At 58.5% G+C, this 20,431-nt stretch carries 16 protein-coding genes; 10 read left to right on the forward strand and 6 right to left on the reverse strand.

Annotated features, from left to right (window positions below):
* The first annotated feature begins 114 nt into the window (after positions 1–114).
* From coaBC to argA, 7 genes are all read left to right on the forward strand, one after another.
* Positions 115–1,314, forward strand: coding sequence for a bifunctional phosphopantothenoylcysteine decarboxylase/phosphopantothenate--cysteine ligase CoaBC (gene coaBC / locus ACN0XM_RS12240; RefSeq protein WP_417567222.1), 1,200 nt, complete (start codon positions 115–117; stop codon positions 1,312–1,314).
* A gap of 40 nt (positions 1,315–1,354) precedes the next feature.
* On the forward strand, positions 1,355–1,816 hold the full coding sequence (gene dut / locus ACN0XM_RS12245) for a dUTP diphosphatase (protein ID WP_417567223.1): 462 nt from the start codon (positions 1,355–1,357) through the stop codon (positions 1,814–1,816).
* 95 nt (positions 1,817–1,911) lie between these two features.
* Entirely contained in the window at positions 1,912–4,548 is a 2,637-nt protein-coding gene (locus ACN0XM_RS12250; RefSeq protein ID WP_417567224.1) for a phosphomannomutase/phosphoglucomutase, read from the forward strand.
* A gap of 58 nt (positions 4,549–4,606) precedes the next feature.
* Positions 4,607–5,503, forward strand: coding sequence for an acetylglutamate kinase (gene argB / locus ACN0XM_RS12255; protein ID WP_417567225.1), 897 nt, complete (start codon positions 4,607–4,609; stop codon positions 5,501–5,503).
* Positions 5,504–5,527: 24 nt separating this feature from the next.
* Positions 5,528–6,778: an acetylornithine deacetylase gene (locus ACN0XM_RS12260; RefSeq protein ID WP_417567226.1), complete on the forward strand. Its 1,251-nt coding sequence runs from the start codon at positions 5,528–5,530 to the stop codon at positions 6,776–6,778.
* Positions 6,779–6,804: 26 nt separating this feature from the next.
* Complete coding sequence (argE, locus tag ACN0XM_RS12265) at positions 6,805–7,974, forward strand: acetylornithine deacetylase (RefSeq protein WP_417567227.1); 1,170 nt, start codon at positions 6,805–6,807, stop codon at positions 7,972–7,974.
* Between the two features lie 90 nt (positions 7,975–8,064).
* Positions 8,065–9,372 (forward strand): amino-acid N-acetyltransferase, encoded by a 1,308-nt coding sequence (gene argA / locus ACN0XM_RS12270; protein WP_417567228.1) that lies wholly within the window; start codon positions 8,065–8,067, stop codon positions 9,370–9,372.
* On the opposite strand, the gene ACN0XM_RS12275 is transcribed toward argA, so the two are convergent.
* Positions 9,346–10,416 carry an aminopeptidase gene (locus ACN0XM_RS12275; protein WP_417567229.1) on the reverse strand — a complete coding sequence of 357 codons (1,071 nt, stop codon included), beginning with the start codon at positions 10,414–10,416 and terminating at the stop codon, positions 9,346–9,348. The genes argA and ACN0XM_RS12275 overlap by 27 nt on opposite strands.
* A 169-nt stretch (positions 10,417–10,585) precedes the next feature.
* On the opposite strand from ACN0XM_RS12275, the gene ACN0XM_RS12280 reads away from it, so the two are divergent.
* Entirely contained in the window at positions 10,586–14,350 is a 3,765-nt protein-coding gene (locus tag ACN0XM_RS12280; RefSeq protein WP_417567230.1) for a DUF1631 family protein, read from the forward strand.
* Positions 14,351–14,368: 18 nt separating this feature from the next.
* The gene (locus ACN0XM_RS12285) at positions 14,369–15,235 is read left to right on the forward strand and encodes a phosphoribulokinase (protein ID WP_417567231.1); all 867 of its coding nucleotides are present in this window, start codon (positions 14,369–14,371) and stop codon (positions 15,233–15,235) included.
* A gap of 13 nt (positions 15,236–15,248) precedes the next feature.
* Here ACN0XM_RS12285 and ACN0XM_RS12290 read toward each other — a convergent pair whose 3' ends face one another.
* The 3 genes from ACN0XM_RS12290 to ACN0XM_RS12300 form a co-directional block, all read right to left on the reverse strand.
* The gene (locus tag ACN0XM_RS12290) at positions 15,249–16,094 is read right to left on the reverse strand and encodes a pirin family protein (RefSeq protein WP_417567232.1); all 846 of its coding nucleotides are present in this window, start codon (positions 16,092–16,094) and stop codon (positions 15,249–15,251) included.
* A 136-nt stretch (positions 16,095–16,230) separates the two neighbouring features.
* Positions 16,231–17,025 carry an adenosylmethionine decarboxylase gene (gene speD / locus ACN0XM_RS12295; protein ID WP_417567233.1) on the reverse strand — a complete coding sequence of 265 codons (795 nt, stop codon included), beginning with the start codon at positions 17,023–17,025 and terminating at the stop codon, positions 16,231–16,233.
* Between the two features lie 272 nt (positions 17,026–17,297).
* Positions 17,298–17,720 carry an OsmC family protein gene (locus ACN0XM_RS12300; protein ID WP_417567234.1) on the reverse strand — a complete coding sequence of 141 codons (423 nt, stop codon included), beginning with the start codon at positions 17,718–17,720 and terminating at the stop codon, positions 17,298–17,300.
* Between the two features lie 264 nt (positions 17,721–17,984).
* Between ACN0XM_RS12300 and crp the strand changes: the two genes are divergently transcribed.
* Positions 17,985–18,626 carry a cAMP-activated global transcriptional regulator CRP gene (gene crp, locus ACN0XM_RS12305; RefSeq protein ID WP_007153756.1) on the forward strand — a complete coding sequence of 214 codons (642 nt, stop codon included), beginning with the start codon at positions 17,985–17,987 and terminating at the stop codon, positions 18,624–18,626.
* A 30-nt stretch (positions 18,627–18,656) separates the two neighbouring features.
* Here the strand turns inward: crp and modC are convergent, their stop codons facing one another.
* On the reverse strand, positions 18,657–19,730 hold the full coding sequence (modC, locus tag ACN0XM_RS12310) for a molybdenum ABC transporter ATP-binding protein (protein WP_417567235.1): 1,074 nt from the start codon (positions 19,728–19,730) through the stop codon (positions 18,657–18,659).
* On the reverse strand, positions 19,727–20,404 hold the full coding sequence (modB, locus tag ACN0XM_RS12315; protein WP_417567236.1) for a molybdate ABC transporter permease subunit: 678 nt from the start codon (positions 20,402–20,404) through the stop codon (positions 19,727–19,729). Before modB ends, modC begins: the two co-directional genes overlap by 4 nt.
* Positions 20,405–20,431: the final 27 nt, after the last annotated feature.

Here is a 20,431-nt window from a genome sequence, read left to right on the forward strand (position 1 = left end):
GGTTACTTTAAAAAGTAACAATCGGTAAACGTATGTTCAGCGTCTGCGGGCTGTCGGTGCCGCCCGAGCATGCTATCTTATAAGCCTTTCTTTTCATGTGGAAACGGAGCCCCTATGGCCGCCAGACGAATCCTTCTGGGAGTGACCGGTGGTATTGCTGCCTACAAGAGTGCCGAACTGGTGCGCCTGCTGAAAAAAGCGGGGCATGAGGTAAGGGTGGTGATGACGCGCGGGGCAGAAGCCTTTATAACGCCACTGACGTTCCAGGCGCTCAGTGGTGAGCCGGTGCGCACCTCCCTACTGGATCCAGAGGCAGAAGCGGGCATGGGCCATATTGAGCTGGCCAAATGGGCCGATCAGGTGATCATTGCCCCGGCATCTGCGGATTTTATTGCCCGGCTGGCCCAGGGTATGGCAGATGACCTACTCACCACCGTGTGTTGCGCAACCGAGGCGCCTATCGCGGTGGTGCCGGCCATGAACCAGGCCATGTGGGGCAATACGCGCACCCAGAGGAATATCCGGTTGCTTGAGGAGGATCCGCAGGTTGAATTGTGGGGCCCGGACCAGGGCGAGCAGGCCTGTGGCGATACCGGCGCCGGGCGGATGCTGGAGCCTGAGTCGATCCTCGGTCTTCTGGATGCCGGAAACGGTACAGCGCTGACCGGCAAGCGGGTGGTCATCACTGCAGGCCCCACTCGCGAACCCATTGACCCGGTCCGTTATATCAGCAACCACAGTTCCGGGAAAATGGGCTACGCCTTGGCCCGTGCAGCTCGTGACGCGGGTGCCCATGTGGTTCTGGTCAGCGGCCCGGTCACCCTGCCTGCACCGGCCGGAGTCGATGTGCGTAGTGTGTTAACGGCACAGGATATGTTGCGTGAAGCCTCCCGGGCGGTGGATGAGGGGTGTGACCTGTTTATTGCTACTGCGGCGGTGGCTGATTATCGGCCGGAAAACTGTGCCGGCGACAAGATCAAGAAATCCAGTGAAGCCATGTCGCTATCGCTGGTGCGCAATCCCGATACCCTGGCGACGATTGCCGGGCGTACCGATGCGCCATTTACCGTGGGCTTTGCAGCGGAGACAACCGATGTGGAGCGCTACGCCACCGAAAAAATGCAACGCAAAAAGCTCAATATGATCGTGGCCAATGATGTCTCGACGACCGGGCTGGGGTTCAACAGCGAGAATAACGCGGTGACGGTGTTCTGGCCCGGGGGCAGCGAGTCTCTGGGCCCAGACAGTAAAACGAACATTGCCCGGCGTCTCGTGGCAATTATTGTCGATCATCTTGGCCAGGGTGTCCGCTGAAATTGCGTCGGGTACCAGCTCTCAACAAACAGGACCTTTCATGAGCAGAAAAAATCTTCAGGTGCGCATTCTGGATGACCGGATTGGCAACCAGATTCCCTTTCCCGCATATGCGACCGAGGGGTCTGCAGGTCTCGATCTCCGGGCCTGTCTTGACGGGCCGCTGACCCTGGAGCCGGGTGATACGCAGCTGATCAGAACCGGGCTGTCAATCCACATTGCCGACTCGTCCCTTGCTGCCATGATCCTGCCCCGAAGCGGCCTCGGTCACAAACATGGCATTGTACTGGGCAACCTGGTCGGGCTGATTGATTCCGATTACCAGGGCGAGTTGATGGTTTCCTGCTGGAACCGCGGGCGCACCAGCTTTACTGTGGATGTCGGCGAGCGCCTGGCGCAACTGGTGCTGGTGCCTGTGGTTCAGGCGGATTTTGAGGTGGTTGCCGAGTTCGACGCCAGTCAACGAGGTGAGGGCGGCTTTGGTTCCACGGGGAGCCAATAGTTGCGGCACCGGCCAAGCAGAACGCTGCGCCGGTGTCTATACTTTGCGGATAACTGCTTGTCCAGGACGAAAAAATTATAACTGCAGGATGGACTATGAAGCTGGGTAAAAAGAAGACTGCCGACGCGTCCGTTGATGAGAAACCGGCAAAGAAGGCGACAAAAAAGGGTAAGGCTGCGGGGCCAAAGCTCAAGCGACTGAACTCCGTAGCCATGGGTCAGTCGCTGGTGGTTCTTCTGGCGGGTGTTGCTGCTGTTGCGTTGCTTCTTTTCCTGGTCGTGCAGCCGGCTACCAGTGAACGCTTTGCATCATTGAAAGCCCTGGAGGCAGATGCCGCCGCCCTGCGCCTGAATCAGTATTTCGAGCAGGTTCAGAAAAGTATCGATGGTCTCGCCACCCAGCCATACGTGATTCAGGCCTTTGGTAACTCAGGCGAGATACCTGCCGTGGAAGCTCAGCTGGAGAGCGCTCTGCCCGGTATCGAGGCGGTGCATCTGTTTCCCTACGGTATGGTCCCCCGTACGGCGAGCGGGGAAGAGGCACTGGGGTTCTCCGGTCTGGAGCTGGCCCGGCGCGCTGAAACCGGTCAAAGGCTCTATCCAGATGCCTTCCCTCGCGACAATCAATGGCTCGTGCAGATGGCGGCACCGGTTCGTAAGCCGGCAAGCAATGCCGTGGCAGGCAGCCTGCTGGTGATCTTCGACACGGCGCAGATTCAACCGCTGTTGAAAGTGGTTAACACCACTCTTGGCGGCCAACTGGCGCTGGTTCAGACCGTCTCGGGAGCCACCCGGACAGTGGTGAGCAGCGGCAGTGGGTCTGGTAATGCTGAATCCCGAACGCTCCTCAATCCAGACTGGACCCTGACCTATACGCCGGCCAGGGCCGCCGCAGCCCCGGTTGACATTGTGACGATCGCGATACTTGTGGGCGTCCCGGCTTTGATTGCCGCGATTGTTGTCTGGGTTCTGCTCGGTGGTGCCCAGAAAGGGCTGCGCCAGGATTTGACGGTCCTGATCCAGTGGGCTCACAAGGTGTTCGGCGGTGAGCGAGTCAAGTTGCCGGCGTTCCGATGGGACATGGTGGCATCCACTGGCGAAGTGCTTTACCGGGTGTCCCAGGTTGTCGACAAGCGGGTTGCGAAAGCGGGTGAGAGCGTGAGGCCGAAGCCGGTCAGTGCAGGTAAGTCCGGCGCAGGCGCATCGCATAGTGCAGAAGAGCCCCTGTTTCAGGACAAAGATATGCCGGATGTCGACATGCTGGACGGCGACGAGGATGTTCTCGGCTTTGGCCGCGGCGACGATACCGCCTTTGGCTCTGGCTACACCCCCGAAGTTGAGGAGGTGGCCCTGCCTCAGGTCGACCTTTCGCCCGATATTTTCCGGGCCTACGATATCCGGGGCATTGTTGGCGACACCCTGACGGCGGACATAGTTCAGGTTATTGGCCGGGCTATTGGTTCGGAAGCCCTGGAACGTGGCGTCGGCAGCCTCTGTATCGGTTACGATGGCCGCCACTCAAGCCCGGCTCTTGCGGAAGCACTTGCGCGGGGCCTCATGGCAGCCGGCTGCAACGTGATTCATATCGGTGCGGTGCCTACGCCGGTGCTCTATTTTGCCACCCATGAGTTGCAGACCGGCTCTGGCGTGATGGTAACAGGCAGCCACAACCCGGCTAACTACAACGGCCTGAAAATCATGCTGGGCGGGGAAGCCCTGTCAGGTCAGGCCATACAGAAGCTGTATCAGCGCATTCAGACCGGTGACTTGGCCAGCGGACAGGGTGGTCAGTCCACCGAAGATGTGCGCCGCGCCTACCTGGACAGGATCGTCGGCGACATTGCAGTGGCCGCACCGCTCAAGGTGGTGGTGGACGCTGGCAATGGCATTGCCGGTGAGCTGGGCCCCATTCTGATTGAAGAGCTGGGCTGTGAGGTTATTCCGCTGTATTGCGATGTCGACGGAGACTTCCCAAATCACCACCCAGACCCCGGCAAGCCGGCCAACCTGGCGGATCTGATTGCCCGGGTGAAATCCGAAGGAGCCGATATCGGGCTGGCCTTCGATGGCGATGGTGACCGTATCGGTGTGGTGACCAATTCTGGCAAGATTATCTGGCCGGACCGCCTGATGATGCTGTTTGCCCGGGATGTAGTGTCCCGGAACCCGGGTGCCGATGTTCTCTATGATGTGAAGTGCAGCCGAAGGTTGGCGGGTGTGATTTCAGAAGCCGGCGGTCGGCCGATCATGTGGAAAACCGGTCATTCCTTGATGAAAGCCAAAATGAAAGAGACCGGTGCCTTGCTGGCCGGCGAAATGAGCGGTCACATCTTTTTCGGGGAGCGTTGGTACGGTTTCGATGATGGCCTTTACTCTGCTGCCCGCCTGCTCGAAATTCTGGGCATTGAAGACCGCCACAGTGATGAAGTTTTCGAGGAATTCCCGGAAGATATCAGTACCCCCGAGATAAATCTCGAGGTGACGGAGAGCTCCAAGTTCGACATTATTACGCGGCTCGGTGAAGTGGGAGACTTCGGTGACGGCAACATCAGTACCATTGATGGCATTCGGGTGGATTACGCAGACGGCTGGGGTCTGTGCCGGGCATCGAATACCACGCCGGTTCTGGTTTTGCGCTTCGAGGCAGAAACCGAGGACGCCCTTGATCGCATAAAGGCTGTCTTCCGGGAACAACTGCGGAAGGCAGCACCGGATCTGGTGGCGGACTTCTGAACAATTTTCCCGGCGGTTTCCGCAGGTAGTTTTAACTCAGGACTGGTAAGGCATAAACATGGCGCTGGATCGTGAAACAGCAATGCAGGTGGCTTCGGTACTTAGCCGGGGCCTGCCCTATATTCAAAGATTTACCGGCAAGACCGTTGTTATCAAGTACGGCGGCAACGCCATGGAGAACGAGGATCTGAAGAGCAGCTTTGCCCGCGATGTGGTGCTGATGAAGCTGGTGGGCATCAACCCCATCGTGGTTCACGGCGGAGGCCCCCAGATCGGAGAACTGCTGGAGCGTCTGAACATCCAGTCCCGGTTCGTCAACGGCATGCGGGTTACTGACGCCGAAACCATGGACGTAGTGGAAATGGTGCTCGGGGGCCAGGTGAATAAGGAAATTGTTTCACTGATTAATGCTCAAGGTGGTACCGCACTGGGCCTTACTGGAAAGGATGCCAACCTGATTCGGGCGCGGAAGCTGGAAGTGGTTAACCGTTCTCCGGAACTGGAGCGCCCGGAAATCATCGATATCGGTCACGTGGGCGAAGTTGCCAGTGTCAACGTGGATGTTATTGATATGCTCACCCGCAGCAATGTGATTCCGGTGATTGCACCCATCGGGGTGGGGCCGGACGGCGCTTCCTATAACATCAATGCAGATCTGGTTGCCGGTAAGGTGGCGGAAGCCATGAAGGCCGAGAAGCTGATATTGCTGACCAACGTGGCCGGACTGAAGGGCAAGGATGACAGGGTGCTGACCGGGCTGACGGCAAAACAGGTCAATGACCTCATCGAGGATGGCACCATCCACGGGGGCATGCTGCCGAAGATCCGGTGTGCCCTGAGCGCGGTGGAGAATGGCGTGCGCACGGCCCATATTATCGACGGCAGGGTCGCTCATGCCTGCCTGCTGGAAATCTTCACCGATGAGGGTGTCGGCACCCTGATTTCCCGTAACTGACGACACCCGACGAGGAGTTCCCGGATGAAGCGCCTGCTAACGACGCTGGTAATACTGGTCCTGGTCGGCTTTGTCGCGTTCAAGGCGGGCGTCTGGTGGTTGGCAGACCAACGAATGGCGGACGCACGGAAGGCGCTGGAAGAATTCGGAGTGTTGCACCGGGGCAGCATCAGTTCCGGCGTGGAAGGCCGTGTGATTCTCAACGGCGCCAGCTGGCAGGATTTTGAACTGACCCAGCCCCTGAACATCGCCCGCGCTGAATTTGACGCCGGTTCTCCGGTCAACTTGCTGACCGGCCTGGCTGAGCCCTCCAATCTGCCGGGGCAGTGGTCCCTGAGGCTGGATGGTGTGAGTCTGACGCTCGACCCCACCATGTTACGAAACTGGGTGACCGCAGACGGTGCGAACCGCGAAGGCGAACAGGCCCTGTTTGTTCTCTCCTGCGCACCAGATCCTCGCCAACAGCTTGGAAGTGGGGATTTGATCCGGATGGGGATTACGGGCCTTGCCGGCGAAGCGTTTCTGCGCCAGGAGCCTGACCGTATTCATGCCGAGCTCAATACCATCAGTACCGGTAGCCTGGAACTGGACTGGCCAGCGGCCAGAGTCCGTTACCAGGACGGAGAGATCACGATGTCAAATGGCACGGAACCTCTACAGCTGACCGTGCGGGATGCCGGCCTGATGCGCCGCGTCGCCGCGTATTGCGCTCGTGAGGCGGGTGTTGAACCCGATGAATGGACCAGACGTTCACTGGATGCCCTGGTAGCAGGGCTTCAAGCCCGGGGGCTGGAGCCAAGTGATCAGTTGAAGGCGCTTTACCGGCAGTGGTTGCTGGAAGGTGGAGAGCTCACGGTGAGTCTGCAGCCTGGTGAGTTACTGCTGGGGATCCCTGTCAGAGCCGAAGGGGCGGAGCAAGCCACTCGCAGCTGGCCAGTGCGCTATAACGGCGCGGGTGTCCCGGATGTATTTCTCACGGAAGCCAAACCCGTGATGCCGGAAACGCCCGATAAAGCCATAGAGCCAGTTGTGCCGCGAGAAAACCCGGGGGTCGAAGGCTGGTATGTGGCTGATATGACGAATGCGAGCCAGTGGATTGACCATAGGGTCAGGGTGACGCTCTCCAACGACAACGTTGTCGAAGGCCGTCTGGTGAGTGTCAGCGATAAGGAATTTGAGGTGGCCCGGGTGGTTGCTGGCGGAGAAGTCGCCTATCCGATGCTGATCCGGGCCATTACCAACTTTGAAGTGTGGCGGCGGGGCCGTGCACAATGATTCCTTTGGGAATCTGAGAGGAAACTATGTCGCAGTCCGATAGCAAGACCGCAGCGGTGCCGGGCATCCGTGACATGCTGGCTCGTCTGGTGTCCCTGCCGTCCATCAGCAGTGCCTCGGCCGAGTGGGACCACAGCAACGAGCCGGTGGTACGTATCCTGGCAGAGTGGCTTGAGGCCCTTGGTTTTTCCGTGGAGATTCTGGAAGTTCCGGGCATGCCTGGCAAATTCAACCTGATTGCAACCCTGGGCAGCGGCCCGGGTGGGCTGGTGTTGTCCGGCCATACGGATACGGTACCTTTCGACGACAAGCGTTGGCAGAGTGATCCCTTTACCCTGACCGAGCGGGACAACCGCTGGTACGGTCTGGGCACCTGCGACATGAAAGGCTTTTTCCCGCTGGCCATCGAAGCGGCCAGGGCCTTTGTCGGGGAAGACTTGAAACAGCCCCTGATCATTCTGGCCACCGCGGACGAGGAGAGCTCCATGGATGGCGCCCGGGCACTGGCCGAAGCCGGTAAGCCCAGGGCCCGCTACGCCGTCATCGGCGAACCGACCAGCCTGAGGCCCGTGCGCATGCACAAAGGCATCATGATGGAGCGTCTGAAGTTTGAGGGGCAGTCGGGCCACTCCTCGAATCCGGCCCTCGGCCGCAACGCTCTTGAAGGGATGCACGAAGCCATGACCGAGCTGCTGGCTCTCCGGTCAACATGGCAGGGAAAGTACCGGAATCCGAACTTTGAGGTGCAGTTCCCGACCCTGAACCTCGGCTGCATCCATGGTGGTGACAACCCCAACCGGATCTGTGCCGAGTGTGAGCTGCACTTCGATCTGCGCCCGCTGCCGGGCATGAGCATGGAAACCCTGCGCCAGGCGATCCTCGACAAGGTCCAGCCGATAGCAGAACGCCGGGAACTGTCCCTGTTATTCGAGCCGCTCTTCGACGGGGTGCCGCCGTTCGAAACCCCCGCCGATGCGGCCCTGGTAAAAGCTTGTGAGCAGCTGACCGGCCATACCGCCCATGCCGTTGCCTTCGCTACCGAAGCCCCGTGGCTGCAGAAGCTTGGTCTCGAAACCCTTGTGATGGGCCCCGGATCCATCGATCAGGCGCATCAGCCGGATGAGTTTATAGAGCTGTCTCAACTGGCACCAACCGTGAAGATCCTGCAGGGGCTTATCCGACAGTTTTGCCTTTAGGCTGGAGTCCGGGTCAAATAGGGGGCTCCCGACAGTGTTCGTCAAACTGAATTGCAGGCCGCGTAAAGAAAAAAGTTTGGAGTATTCGAATTGAAATCAAACGACTGGCTGCATGGATTTCGCCATTCATCCCCTTACATCAACGCCCACCGTGGACACACGGTGGTGCTGACCATCCCGGGGGATGCCATTGAGCACGGGAACTTCATCAACATCATCCATGACATTGCGCTGCTGAGCAGCCTCGGTGTGCGGCTGGTCGTTGCCTTTGGCGCCCGCCCGCAGATTCAGACGCGGCTGGACACTGCCGGCGTGGAATCGTCGTTCGCAAAAGGTCTGCGTATCACGCCGGAAGAGCATTTGGGCATGGTAATGGAAGCCATTGGGGGCCTGCGGGCCTACCTGGAAAGCCACTTGTCCATGGGGCTGGTGAATTCCCCCATGCATAATGCCCGTATCCGGGTTTCCAGTGGCAATTATGTGGCCGCCAAGCCGGTGGGGGTGCTGGACGGGATCGATTTTGGTCATACCGGCAGAGTTCGCCGGGTGGATGTGACTGGCATCGAGAAATTGCTGGAGCTGGGGCACATTGTGCTGTTGCCGCCGATGGGCTACTCACCCACCGGGGATACCTTCAACCTCTCCTACGAGGAAGTTGGCAGCCAGGTGGCGGCAGCGCTGCAGGCCGAGAAACTGATCGTGTTTATCGATGATCTCGGGCTGCAGGAAGAGGACGGTGTTCTCATCCGGGAGCTGTCGGCGCGCCAGGCGTCGGAGCGGCTTGTTGCCGGTGCTGTGACCGGTCACGACGCTGACCTGCTGAGAGCCGCCTGTGACGCCTGTGTGAAGGGTGTGCGCCGGGCGCACATCATCAGCTACGTGGACGACGGCGCGTTGCTGAAGGAGCTCTTTACCCGGGATGGATCCGGCACACTGGTCAGTGGCGATAACTACGAGCAGATCCGCCAGGCCAGGGTGGAAGACATTGGCGGGATTCTGGAGCTGATCCAACCGCTTGAGGAGCAGGGCATTCTGGTGCGCCGGTCCCGGGAGATGCTGGAAACCGAAATCGACCGGTTTGTTGTGGCCGAGCGCGACGGCACGATTGTAGGCTGTGCTGCCCTCTACAGCTACCCCGATGAGGGCGCCGGTGAGTTATCCTGCTTTGCGGTAGACCCGACCTATCGCCGGGCCGGGCGGGGTGATGAAATTCTGGCGATGGTTGAGAAACTGGCCCGGGGCCAGGGTATCCAGAAGCTGTTTGTGCTCACCACCCAGACTGAGCACTGGTTCCGGGAACGGGGCTTCCAGCCCTCAACCGTACAGGCTCTGCCCGGGCCCAAACTGGCTTCCTACAACACCCAGCGGAACTCAAAGGTTTTCTTTAAACCGCTTTGACAAGTCAGTAAGCAGTTCTGACCTTTGAGGCTCCGGTTTCTGTGATAATTCGTCGACCGCCGGGTAAAAACCTGCGAAGTCGTATCCGTTTTCCCGGAGTAACTGGCGGAACGCCGGCACGTGCTGGTTATACTGCCGGAACAGAGCGAGGTTGGCATTGTTAAGGGTCACTGGCGCCGGGCCGAGTGGGCCTGGTTCTGGCCAGTGTTCAGAGGTCTGTTGGTAGGCCTGGGCCAGCTGCTCCAGCACGTCTGCCTTGCGGGACCGTAGTTGGTCATCGGGCAGACTCCCCTGCTGTTCATAGAGCGCTTCCAGCCGGGTGCTGAAGGCCTGAACCAGAGCCAGGGTCTGGTTCAGGCGCGAAAGGCGCTCCAGCGCCTGCCGGAATTGACCGGGTTTGCCCTGCTCCACCAGCCAGAGTCTCAGCCCTTCCAGTTCCACGGCAGTGGCGAAGCTTTCATTAAAGGCCGTATCATCGGCGATGTACACTACCTGATGGGCCAGTTCATGAAACATCAGGGCGACCATCCGATCCTCCGGTAACCGGGTAAATCCTGTGTGGAGGGGGTCATCGAACCAGCCCAGGGTTGAGTAAGCGGTTACTCCACCAATAAAGGTGTCGAAGCCTTTGGCTCGGAATGACGCCTGCTCCCTTTTTGCAGCTTCCAGGCTGAAATACCCTCGATAGGCTTGGCAGCCGAGAATCGGGTAACACCAGCGATGGGGCTCCAGCGAGAATTCCGGTGCGGCCACGAGGTTGACCACCACCCAGGGCCGGTCCAGGTTCACGTATTCACGGAACGCATCCCCGACTGGCAGGCCAAGCCGTTGGGCCGCAAACTCCCGGGCCTGCTGGGCGATGGCAAGCTTTTCCCGGAGCTCCGCCGGAGTGCTGTCGTCAGCGATAACCGCTGCCACCCGTTGCCCTGAGACCATCAGGGAAGTATGACCGCTGACCGCCTGGGAATAGTAGCCAATAGTCGTACACCCGTTAAGCATTGTTACCAGTAGCAAAAGTAGATAGATCTGACTAAGCTGTTTCATGGGTCAGGATGTTATAGTGGGTTGGTTTGCCTGCGGGGGCCAGGTCGCTATAGTACAGTCATGCTTTCCATAGTAGCAGGTGGCATCTGCCGCCGTTTCAGGGATGTTAGTCGGTGTCGGGCCGTGGGTCCGGCGATTATCTCCGACTGTGCGAGAAATCAGGTAGTTCATGGATCCGAGAGAACGTCGTAGCAGCTCCCGTCAACCCATCAAGCTTGCCGCCCAGATAGACCTGGGAACCGGTGAGGCATGGCCATGCCAGATTTCCGATTTCTGTCCGGAAGGCCTGTTTGTTCGTTATTCCGGCGAAACCTCCCGCAAGCTTGACCGGGCCTTTGCGTCTGGCACGCCACCGGAGTTGATCGTGCGTTTCCGTGGCCTGGACGGTGCCCGCCGCCATGAGTTGCATGTGGCCGTCGTCCGGCGTATTGATGGGGCGATGGGGGTGAATTTTACCCGACCAAATCCGGAAGCCGTGGATGCCATGTTGCAGCAATGCGGCAGTTCCCGGAATCAGGACCGCTCCTCTCTGCGTGCGCCCAGTGACAAGGTCCAGTTCGTTTTGCATCAGTCTGCCAAAGCGGTTATTCAGTTTATTGAGCCGCTGATGGATGGCTGTTTTGTAAAGATGGTCGCCGGGCTCAAGCAGGCTGCCCAGAAGGCCTCGAATGATCAGCAAGCCAATGAATACATGGATGCATCGGGCCAGATCCAGGCCCGTCAGCGCGGCATGTGGCACCAGATGGCGCGTAGCCTGGAATCTCCTCTCAAACCGGCCCCCAAAGGCTTTGCCGGTTCCGAATTGTCGGTGGTGGACAAGGGCGAATTTGAGGACTGGCTGACCATCCGGGTGATGGTCACCAAGGCGGATACCCAGTATCGGGGCGACCTGCTCCAGCTCAAGCTGCGTCTCGACAACCTGGGTATTGCCAATGCCACCGGGCATCACAACCCCCTCGGGCCGTCACTGGTTTGTGAGGCTTTCCAGAGCGGACTGAATCAGCTCAAGGCCTCCCGTGAGGTGGAAAAAGTCTGCCTGCGGGTTTTCGAGCAGACCGTTCTGCAGCATTTAGGGCCTCTTTACAAAGAGCTGAACAATATTCTGATTCGTCATGGCGTCCTGCCGGATCTGGATCTGAGCAAGTACCTGAGCGAACAGGCCGGTGTAAAGCCTGATGAAAAGCCGGCGCAGGCCAGGCCGGAAGCGCCACGTGCGGCAGAAAAGCCGGCCACTGCCCCGCAACCAGAGCCGGAAAAGGCTGCTATCGCTGAAACTGCTACCCGGCGCAAACCCGGTAGGCTCGGTGGCGAGTTCCGGGGCTACGCCCAAGCGGCGCAAACCGCCTTCGCAACCGTGCGGAATCTGCTCACTACGCTGACTGCAAGCCGGGTGGCGCGGGGTGACCCTGAACCGATGTTGTTCCAACCCAACGCCCGCCCGCTATCTTCCGGAGAACTGCAGCGTGAACTGCAACAACTGCAGATACAGGCGGTGGATTCAGGGGCCGATGTGACACCACTCAGGGATCGGGTTGTCGAGAAGGTCAAGGAAAGCGGTGATAACCGGCTGAACGAGGAGCAGCAGGGCACACTGGATGTGGTCGACCGGTTTTTCCGTTCCGTGGTGGAAAGCCCCAAACTCAGTGACTACGCCCAGCAGCGTATGCGACAACTGGAAGTGCCGGTACTTAAAGTGGTCATGCGGGATCCCGCGTTTTTTGAGGATCAGGACAGTCCCGTCCGTGGCGTCATGAATCGTCTGGCCCAGCTGGGAGTCAAGGGGGGGCGGATCAATCCCGTGGTCCAACGTCGGGTGGATGAGCTTGTTCACCGTATTACCACCGATTTCGAGCAGGACACCGGAGTGTTCGAGCAAGCCATGCAGGAGCTGGATACCCTGATTAACCGCCAGAATCTGGTATATCGCAGAAATGTCGAACGGGTAACTGCTGCTGCAGAGGGCGCTCAGAAGGTTGCTGAATCGAAAAAGGCCGTCACCGATGTCCTGGATAAGAAACTGGGTGGACGCAAGGTGCCGAAGGCCGTATTGAGTCTGCTGGATGGTGGCTGGCGCGATTTACTCTCGCTGACCTGGATCCGGCAAGGGCCGGACAGTCAGCTATGGCAGGACTATCTGTCGGTCATTGATTCCCTACTGTCCTTTGCCGAGGATACCAACAGCTCCATCAATCTGCCAGAGCTGTTGCGGATGATCCAGGATGGCCTTGCCTCCATTTCCAGCAACCATATGCCGTCCTCCCAGATCCGGGACGAGCTCAAGCAGTTTCTGGTTCGCAGCCCGGATAAATCGCCTGAGCTGGTGGAAATCCCGCCGGCAAAGCCGGACCAGACAGATGCCAGAAAATTGTCTGACCGCGAACAACGCAGCCTGCAGCGCTGGATCAACCGGGCCCAGCAACTGCGCACGGGTGACTGGCTACGAGATCAGGAAAAGCCGGAGGAGCCGCAGTATATCCGGCTGGTCTGGATCGCCCGCGGATTCAGTCGTTTTGTGTTTGTGAATCACCAGGGGATGCGGGTGGTAGAGCTGGAGCTTGAGGCTCTGGCCCGGCATATGCGCAAAGGCATCATTGTGCCGGACAGCCAGTATGAGCGGCCCCTGGTGGATGAGAGTATCGACCGTATGGTTCGCAAGGTTTATGACCAGCTGTCATGGGCCTCCACTCACGATGAGCTGACAAAGCTTCTGGGCCGCCGTGAGTTCGAGCGCATGCTGGATCAGCAGCTGGCAAGAAGGGAAGATGAGCGCTCCCTGGTGCGGCTGGATCTTCGTCGCTTCCGTCTGCTTAACGACACAGCAGGCTACCAGGCCGGCGATGACGCCCTGAAGCGGGTCGCTGACATTCTTCGCAGTCATGTGGGTGATGGCATGCCCGTGGCGCGGCTTGCAGGGAACGAGTTTGCCATGCTGGTGCCCTCGGAAAATGCCACCGAGGCGGCGACAAATCTCATTCAGGCAATCGAAGCCGCCGAGTTTACCTTCGGGGGTCGGGTTTATCGGCTTTCCGCGAATGTCGGTGTGGTGCCTACCCTGCCGGCCCTGGTGAGTGCCGAACGCTGGTTGCGGGCCTCGGAACAGGCATTGGCCGCGTCCCGGCAACTGGGGCATGGCAAGGTTTCGGAATATGCACTGGGCGCCCAAGATCAGGCCAGGCAGGAGCAGATTGCCGCCAAGGTGGCGAGCCTCAGTAATCTGAACGAAGAGCGCATGCTGTTGCGGTGCCAGAAAATTATACCTCTGCATGCCCATGCGTCCATGGCGGCCCAGTACGAAGTGCTGATCAGCATGTACGATGACGAAGGCAACCTTATTACCGGTCGGGACTTTGTCCGCATGGCCGAGCGTTACGACCGCATGCAGGCGGTCGACCGCTGGGTAGTGGGACACATGCTGGACTGGCTCAGGGAGAAGGCACCAGACCCGCGGCATTTGGGTGGTGTGTGTATCAACCTATCCGGCTACTCTCTGAATGATCAGACGCTGCTGGAGTTTATCTACGAGAAGCTGAGTGAGAAGGACGCGCCTATCGAGCGGCTCTGGTTCGAGCTCACCGAGGCGTCTGCCATCAATGATGTCCAGTCGGTGGCAGACTTCATTCTGGAGATGAAGGAACTCGGGTGCCGGTTCTGCCTGGGTAACTTTGGCAGTGGCCCAAGCTCCTTCGAGTTGATGCGCTCACTGCCAGTGGATTTGATCAAAATCGATAATGCCTTTACCGGCCAGCTGTCGACCAGCGAAACCGACCGCGCGATGGTGCGCTCGATGGTGGATATGGCGCACTACATGAAACGGGAGGTGATCGCTTCCCAGGTTGAATCGCGGGATGTTCTGGATATGCTCCGTCAGCTCGGTGTGGATTACGCTCAGGGCTTTGTAGTCGAAAAGCCCCGATTACTCGACAGCCTCACCTGATTCCGGCACGCTGCGCCTATGTCAAAACGCCACCCGATTATCGCTGTTACCGGTTCATCCGGGGCAGGTACCACCACCACCGGCCAGATTTTCAGCCGGATGTTTGCCAGTGAAGGCCTGAATGCGGCTATGGTCAGTGGTGACAGCTTTCACCGCTACAACCGGGAGCAGATGGCCCGGCTGGCCGCCAAAGGCCAGTTTGGTGAGCGCAACCATTTCGCCCTGGCCGCCAACCACATCGACAAGCTCGAAGCGCTTTTCTACGACTACGGCCACACCGGCAATGGCCGTTACCGGCAGTACGTTCACGACGAAGACCGGAAACTGGTGACTGCTGGCCACAAACCCGGGACTTTTACGCCCTGGGGACCACTACCCGCTGACACCGATTTGCTGTTTTACGAAGGCTTGCATGGCGGGGTGGTTAGCGATACCTACAACATTGCCCAGTACGTGGATCTGATGATCGGCGTTGTGCCCATCGTCAATCTCGAATGGATTCAGAAAATCCATCGGGACACCCATCAGCGCGGTTACAGTCAAGAAGCGGTTGTGGAGACTATCATCAACCGCATGGACGACTATGTTCATGACATCGTGCCGCAATTTTCCCACACCCACATCAACTTTCAGCGCATCCCGCTGGTGGATACCTCCAATCCCTTCGTGGTCCGGGATGTACCCACCGAAGATGAGAGCATGCTGGTAATCCGGTTCCGGGAACCCTCGGAAGTCGAGTTTCCCTATCTGTTGCAGGTGATTACGGGCAGCAGCCTGTCACGCCACGATACCCTGGTGATCCCGGGCACAAAAATGCCGCTGGCCATGGACCTGATTGTCAGGCCCATGGTCCAGCAGCTGATGGCCCGAAAGCCGTTCGCCTGAGCGACTGCGGTTTTCAGGCAGTCAGACGACCATCCCGGTAATCCTGCAGTGTCTGCTCAATTTCTTCACGGGTGTTCATTACGAATGGTCCATACTGAACCACCGGCTCGCCGATGGGCTTGCCGGCAATCAGCAGCAGGCGCGCGCCAGAGTTTCCTGCCTGGACGCTGATCTGGTCTCCGTCACCCAGGATGTTGGCAGCGCTGCTTTGCAATCTTGCGTCACCCAGACTGGCGTCTCCCTCGTACAGGTACAACATGCTGTTGTGAGTTTCGGGAACTGGCAGTCGAATGCTGCCCCCGGGTACCAGGTGAATGTCCGCGTACACCGGTTGGGTGCTCCGGTCGGGCACTGCCCCGCGGTGGGATCGGCCATCAACCTCCATCGTACCGGCGATCAGCTTAATCATGCCGCCGTCAAAAGCGATCTCCGGGATTTCTTCGGGCTGGATGTCACGGTAACCGGCTTCAGTCATCTTTTCCGCGGCGGGCAGATTCAGCCATAGCTGAAAGCCCCGCATCACGCCTTCCTCCTGCTGGGGCATCTCCGAGTGGATGATGCCACGGCCAGCAGTCATCCATTGCACGCCGCCATTACGCAGATCGCCACGATTGCCAAGATGATCCTCGTGAAGCATGTGACCCTCAATCATATAGGTCACAGTTTCAAACCCGCGGTGGGGATGGGACGGAAAGCCGGCAATGTAGTCTGCCGCCTCGGCTGAGCCGAACTCGTCCAGCATCAGGAACGGGTCCAGGCGAACACTTTGCCGCTGGCCAATGGAACGTTTGATGCGCACACCGGCACCATCGGAAGTTTCCAATGCGGGAATTATCTGTTTCAGGGAGCGCAGGGTCATGGTGTCCTCCTTTTGTTTGCTCTGGTTACTATTAAAGCGAGCGGAGAGACAAGTATAAAACGCAGAAATCTGGCGGGAGACATCAAAAAAACTGAAGGACTGGTGGCGGCCCGCCCGGGGCGCCACCGGTGAACACTTATTCCACGTTTCGGGAGTAGAAGATCTCCAGCATTTCCCGGCGCAGCCTGTCCTCGATGGATTGGGCTTCCGTCGGATCCAGATCACTGGCATTGACACCGAACACATAGTTATCGAGCTTGAAGTTCTTCAGCATCATCTTGGTGTGGAACATGTTTTCCTGATACACGTTCACATCGATCATCTGATACGCATTCTGGGTATCCTCGGTCAGATAGTTCTGGATCGAGTTGATGTCATGATCGATATAGTGCTTGGTGCCGTCCACATCGCGGGTGAAGCCGCGGACACGGTAATCCACGGTAACCACGTCGGAGTCAAAGCTGTGGATCAGGTAGTTCAATACTTTCAGGGGCGAAATCAGGCCGCAAGTGGACACGTCGATGTCTGCCCTGAAGGTACTCACGCCATCATGGGGATGACTTTCCGGGTAGGTATGGACAGTGACGTGGCTTTTGTCCAGATGTGCAACGATGGTGTCGGGCAGCGGGCCTGGAGACTCTTCGTTGTCCGGCTCTTCGCCATTGGTGAGTTCGTGCTCGGCGATCAGCATGGTGACTGACGCACCGTGGGGCTCATAATCCTGGCGCGCGATATTGAGGATGTTGGCCCCGATAATCTTGACCACATCGGACAGGATCTGGGTAAGACGCTCGGCGTTGTACATTTCATCGATGTAGTCGATGTAAGCTTCGCGTTGTTCTTCGGTCTGCGCGTAACAGATGTCGTAGATATTAAAGCTCAGGGATTTGGTCAGGTTGTTAAAACCGTGCAGCTGGAGTTTTGATTCCATGCTCAGCCCCTCCGGATCGTGGAGATGAATGACTGCAGAGCTACTGTTATGCGCTCTACCGAGGCCGCCACCGACTACTGACCGGGTTGTTCACCTTTTGCGCAGACCGGCGGAGAGGGTGCGTATTATGCACACCGCAAGTGGCGTTGAATAGTATTTGCAATGACATTTTAGCATCGGCGGCTCCCCCCGCACCCGGCCCGCAGAAAATGGCCCCAGGAGGGTTCTGGGCCGGATCTCAGCGGCTGGTGTTTGCCGGGCTACCGGTCTTGCTAATCTGCCTCGCGAATTTCATAACTATGAGTGATTTCAACGCCGGCCTTTTCAAGCATGATAGACGCTGAGCAATACTTTTCGGCCGAGAGGCTGACCGCCCGCTTGACCAGGTTTTCCTTCAATCGGTTACCGGTTACCACGAAGTGGAGGTGAATCCGGGTGAAGACGGAGGGAACCGCATCGGCCCGGTCCGCTTCGAGCTCGGCATGGCAGGCCGTCACGTCCTGCCGGCTTTTGTTCAGAATGCTCATGACGTCAAAAGAAGAGCAGCCACCCAGCCCCATCAGCAGCATTTCCATTGGGCGTGGCCCCAGATTCTGGCCACCATGATCGGGAGGGCCATCGAGCTGAACACTGTGGCCACTGCCACTGGTGACTTTGAAACTGGCGTTGCCGGTCCAGTCGACGGTCGCTTTCATGGGGTGTCTCTCCGTTGTGATGGCTGTTGGCCGGTGTTACGCGCAGCCCTGATATCGATAATATGAGCCCGGATGCTAGCATAACCCGCGAGAGGGAGCAGCTGGGCCCGGATACATGTTGTATACTCTTTCCGGTTGCCCGCAACAGGCCTTCTTGTTATAAGTTGCGCAGTTTTGTAGGAAAAAAGAACGAACCCGCACGGAAAGCCGGGTGAATAACAAACAATGGAACCCGCCAGTATTTGAGGAGGCACGACTCGCATTATGGCCACTATCGTCAAGCCGGTTGAGCAGAAAACCAAGCATCTGGATTATTTCCTGTCGCAGTGCCATCGTCGGCGCTATCCCGCCAAGAGTACGATCATTTACGCCGGGGACAAGAGCGACTCCCTGTTTTACATCGTCAAAGGCTCGGTAACCGTCATCATTGAGGATGACGACGGTCGCGAGATGATCATGGCCTATCTGAACGCCGGTGATTTCTTCGGTGAGATGGGGTTGTTCGACAACATGGACTCCCGCAGCGCCTGGGTGAAGGCCAAGACCGAATGCGAAGTCGCCGAGATCAGCTACACCAAGTTTCGGGAGATTGCCCAGCAGGATCCCCGGGTGCTGTATTTCATTGGTGAACAGATGGCCTCCCGGCTGCGCCAGACGACTCGCAAGGTGGGTGATCTGGCGTTCCTGGATGTCACCGGTCGTGTGGCCCGCACTCTCCTCGACCTGTGCAAAGAGCCGGATGCCATGACCCATCCGGATGGCATGCAGATCAAGATTACCCGCCAGGAAATCGGCCGCATTGTCGGCTGTTCCCGGGAAATGGTCGGAAGGGTCCTGAAGACTCTGGAAGATCAGGGGCTGGTCCGGGTCAAGGGCAAGACCATGGTGGTGTACGGCACCCGCTAAGGCAGACAGCGGACCGCATCTCGTGGTGATTCAGTCGACAATCGCCACGGATTTGATCTGCATCCAGACCTTCCTGCCGGCCTCCAGATTTAACTGATGCAGTGACCGGGTTGTCAGGCGGGCCAGAAAAGGCGTCCTTCCGGCCAAAAGTCGAACCATCGATGTGCCCGGTGTTACCTCCCGGGCAATTTCGTCAATGACTGCCGGGGCCAGATTCTGAATGCTCTGGTCCGGATGCGACGCCAGTGCGATACTGATGTCCCGCGCCAGCACCCTGACTCTGACCGGTTTGCCGGGAACGAATCCGTCATGCAAACGCAGCCATAACTCGCCACCCTCAAATCTCGCCCGGCATAAATGCCACTCAGGCTCAACCTGCTCGATGGTTGCGTTGAGAATGACCCCGGCATCCTCTTCAAGGCCGAATGGCTGGTCTGTTCGTGCCAGGGTTTCCTGAAGCGGCCCTTCGGCGACCACCCGGCCGTTATCCATCATTACGATATGATCGGCAAGACGTGCCACTTCCGCTGCGGAATGGGATACATAGATCACCGGAATGGCGAGGCTCTCCCGCAGATTCTCGAGATAAGGCATGATCTCCTGCTTGCTGGATTGGTCCAGTGCCGACAGGGGTTCATCCATCAGTAGCAACCGGGGACTGGTTAGCAGGGCGCGGGCAATGGCAACTCGCTGGCGTTCACCACCGGAGAGTTTGGCCGGCATTCGATTCAGCAGACGCGTGAGCCCCAGCCAGTCAACCGCCTGATCAAAGCTGATCCGGCGCTCAGTCCGAGAAATACGCCGGTAGCCATAGTTCAGGTTGCCACGCACAGAAAGGTGGGGAAACAGGCTGGTTTCCTGGAATACATAGGCCAGTGGACGCTGGTGCGTGGGCCGGAACCCCGAGCTGTCCTGCCAGCATTCGCCGGCGACGTTCAGGTAACCGTCTGAGGTCTGAAGCCCGGCAATGCAACGCAACAGGGTCGTTTTGCCGCAGCCGGAATGTCCAAACAGGGCAGTGACTCCTTTACCCGGCAGAGTAATATCCACAGACAACTCGAAGTTTTCGAAACGGCACTGGAAGCTGGCCTGGATCTGGCTCATCTTACCACCCCGGGTTGCAGCCGGTTATTCAGGGAGTAAAGGCTGACTAGTACCACGAAGGAAAATAACAGCATGCCGGCGGAGAGCCAGTGAGCCTGGGTGTATTCCAGGGCCTCGACATGGTCGAAAATGGCCACCGAAAGCACTTTGGTCTCACCCGGGATACTGCCGCCGATCATCAGCACGACACCAAATTCACCAATGGTGTGAGCAAAGGTAAGAACCGCCGCCGTAAGAAAGCCGGGCCGGGCCAGGGGGATAACCACCGAGAAAAACCGATCCCGGGGTGAAGCTCGCAGAGTGGCAGCCGCCTCCAGCAGATTGTCGTTGATGGTCAGGAAGGCATTCTGTAATGGTTGCACGGTAAATGGCAGCGAGTAGATGACAGAAGCCACGACCAGACCTTCAAAGGTAAATGGGAGCAGGCCAATCCCCAGGCGCTCCGTCAACTGACCAATGGCGCCGTCAGGGCCCAGTAGTATCAGCAGATAAAAACCAAGCACCGTCGGCGGCAAAACCAGCGGCAGGGCTACAAGCGCTGAGATCGGCTGGCGCGCCCAATGCCGGCTTCGGGCAAGCCACCAGGCAATGGGAGTTCCGATCACCAGCAACAGGGCCGTGGTGATACCAGCAAGTTTCAGGGTCAGCCAGACGGCCTGCCATTCCGGGCTCATGGGTACTCCGCTCGGTGAATCAGGTGG

This window comes from Marinobacter sp. (assembly GCF_048269445.1).
GTDB lineage: Bacteria > Pseudomonadota > Gammaproteobacteria > Pseudomonadales > Oleiphilaceae > Marinobacter.

Excerpts from the sequence above, each read along its gene's own strand:
- argB (WP_417567225.1), top strand. The coding sequence starts at position 4,607 with ATGGCGCTGGATCGTGAAACAGCAATGCAGGTGGCTTCGGTACTTAGC.
- ACN0XM_RS12250 (WP_417567224.1), top strand. The coding sequence starts at position 1,912 with ATGAAGCTGGGTAAAAAGAAGACTGCCGACGCGTCCGTTGATGAGAAA.
- ACN0XM_RS12285 (WP_417567231.1), top strand. The coding sequence starts at position 14,369 with ATGTCAAAACGCCACCCGATTATCGCTGTTACCGGTTCATCCGGGGCA.
- dut (WP_417567223.1), top strand. The coding sequence starts at position 1,355 with ATGAGCAGAAAAAATCTTCAGGTGCGCATTCTGGATGACCGGATTGGC.
- ACN0XM_RS12275 (WP_417567229.1), bottom strand. The coding sequence starts at position 10,416 with ATGAAACAGCTTAGTCAGATCTATCTACTTTTGCTACTGGTAACAATG.
- ACN0XM_RS12300 (WP_417567234.1), bottom strand. The coding sequence starts at position 17,720 with ATGAAAGCGACCGTCGACTGGACCGGCAACGCCAGTTTCAAAGTCACC.
- ACN0XM_RS12260 (WP_417567226.1), top strand. The coding sequence starts at position 5,528 with ATGAAGCGCCTGCTAACGACGCTGGTAATACTGGTCCTGGTCGGCTTT.
- argE (WP_417567227.1), top strand. The coding sequence starts at position 6,805 with ATGTCGCAGTCCGATAGCAAGACCGCAGCGGTGCCGGGCATCCGTGAC.
- modB (WP_417567236.1), bottom strand. The coding sequence starts at position 20,404 with ATGAGCCCGGAATGGCAGGCCGTCTGGCTGACCCTGAAACTTGCTGGT.
- speD (WP_417567233.1), bottom strand. The coding sequence starts at position 17,025 with ATGGAATCAAAACTCCAGCTGCACGGTTTTAACAACCTGACCAAATCC.
- coaBC (WP_417567222.1), top strand. The coding sequence starts at position 115 with ATGGCCGCCAGACGAATCCTTCTGGGAGTGACCGGTGGTATTGCTGCC.
- ACN0XM_RS12280 (WP_417567230.1), top strand. The coding sequence starts at position 10,586 with ATGGATCCGAGAGAACGTCGTAGCAGCTCCCGTCAACCCATCAAGCTT.
- crp (WP_007153756.1), top strand. The coding sequence starts at position 17,985 with ATGGCCACTATCGTCAAGCCGGTTGAGCAGAAAACCAAGCATCTGGAT.
- modC (WP_417567235.1), bottom strand. The coding sequence starts at position 19,730 with ATGAGCCAGATCCAGGCCAGCTTCCAGTGCCGTTTCGAAAACTTCGAG.
- ACN0XM_RS12290 (WP_417567232.1), bottom strand. The coding sequence starts at position 16,094 with ATGACCCTGCGCTCCCTGAAACAGATAATTCCCGCATTGGAAACTTCC.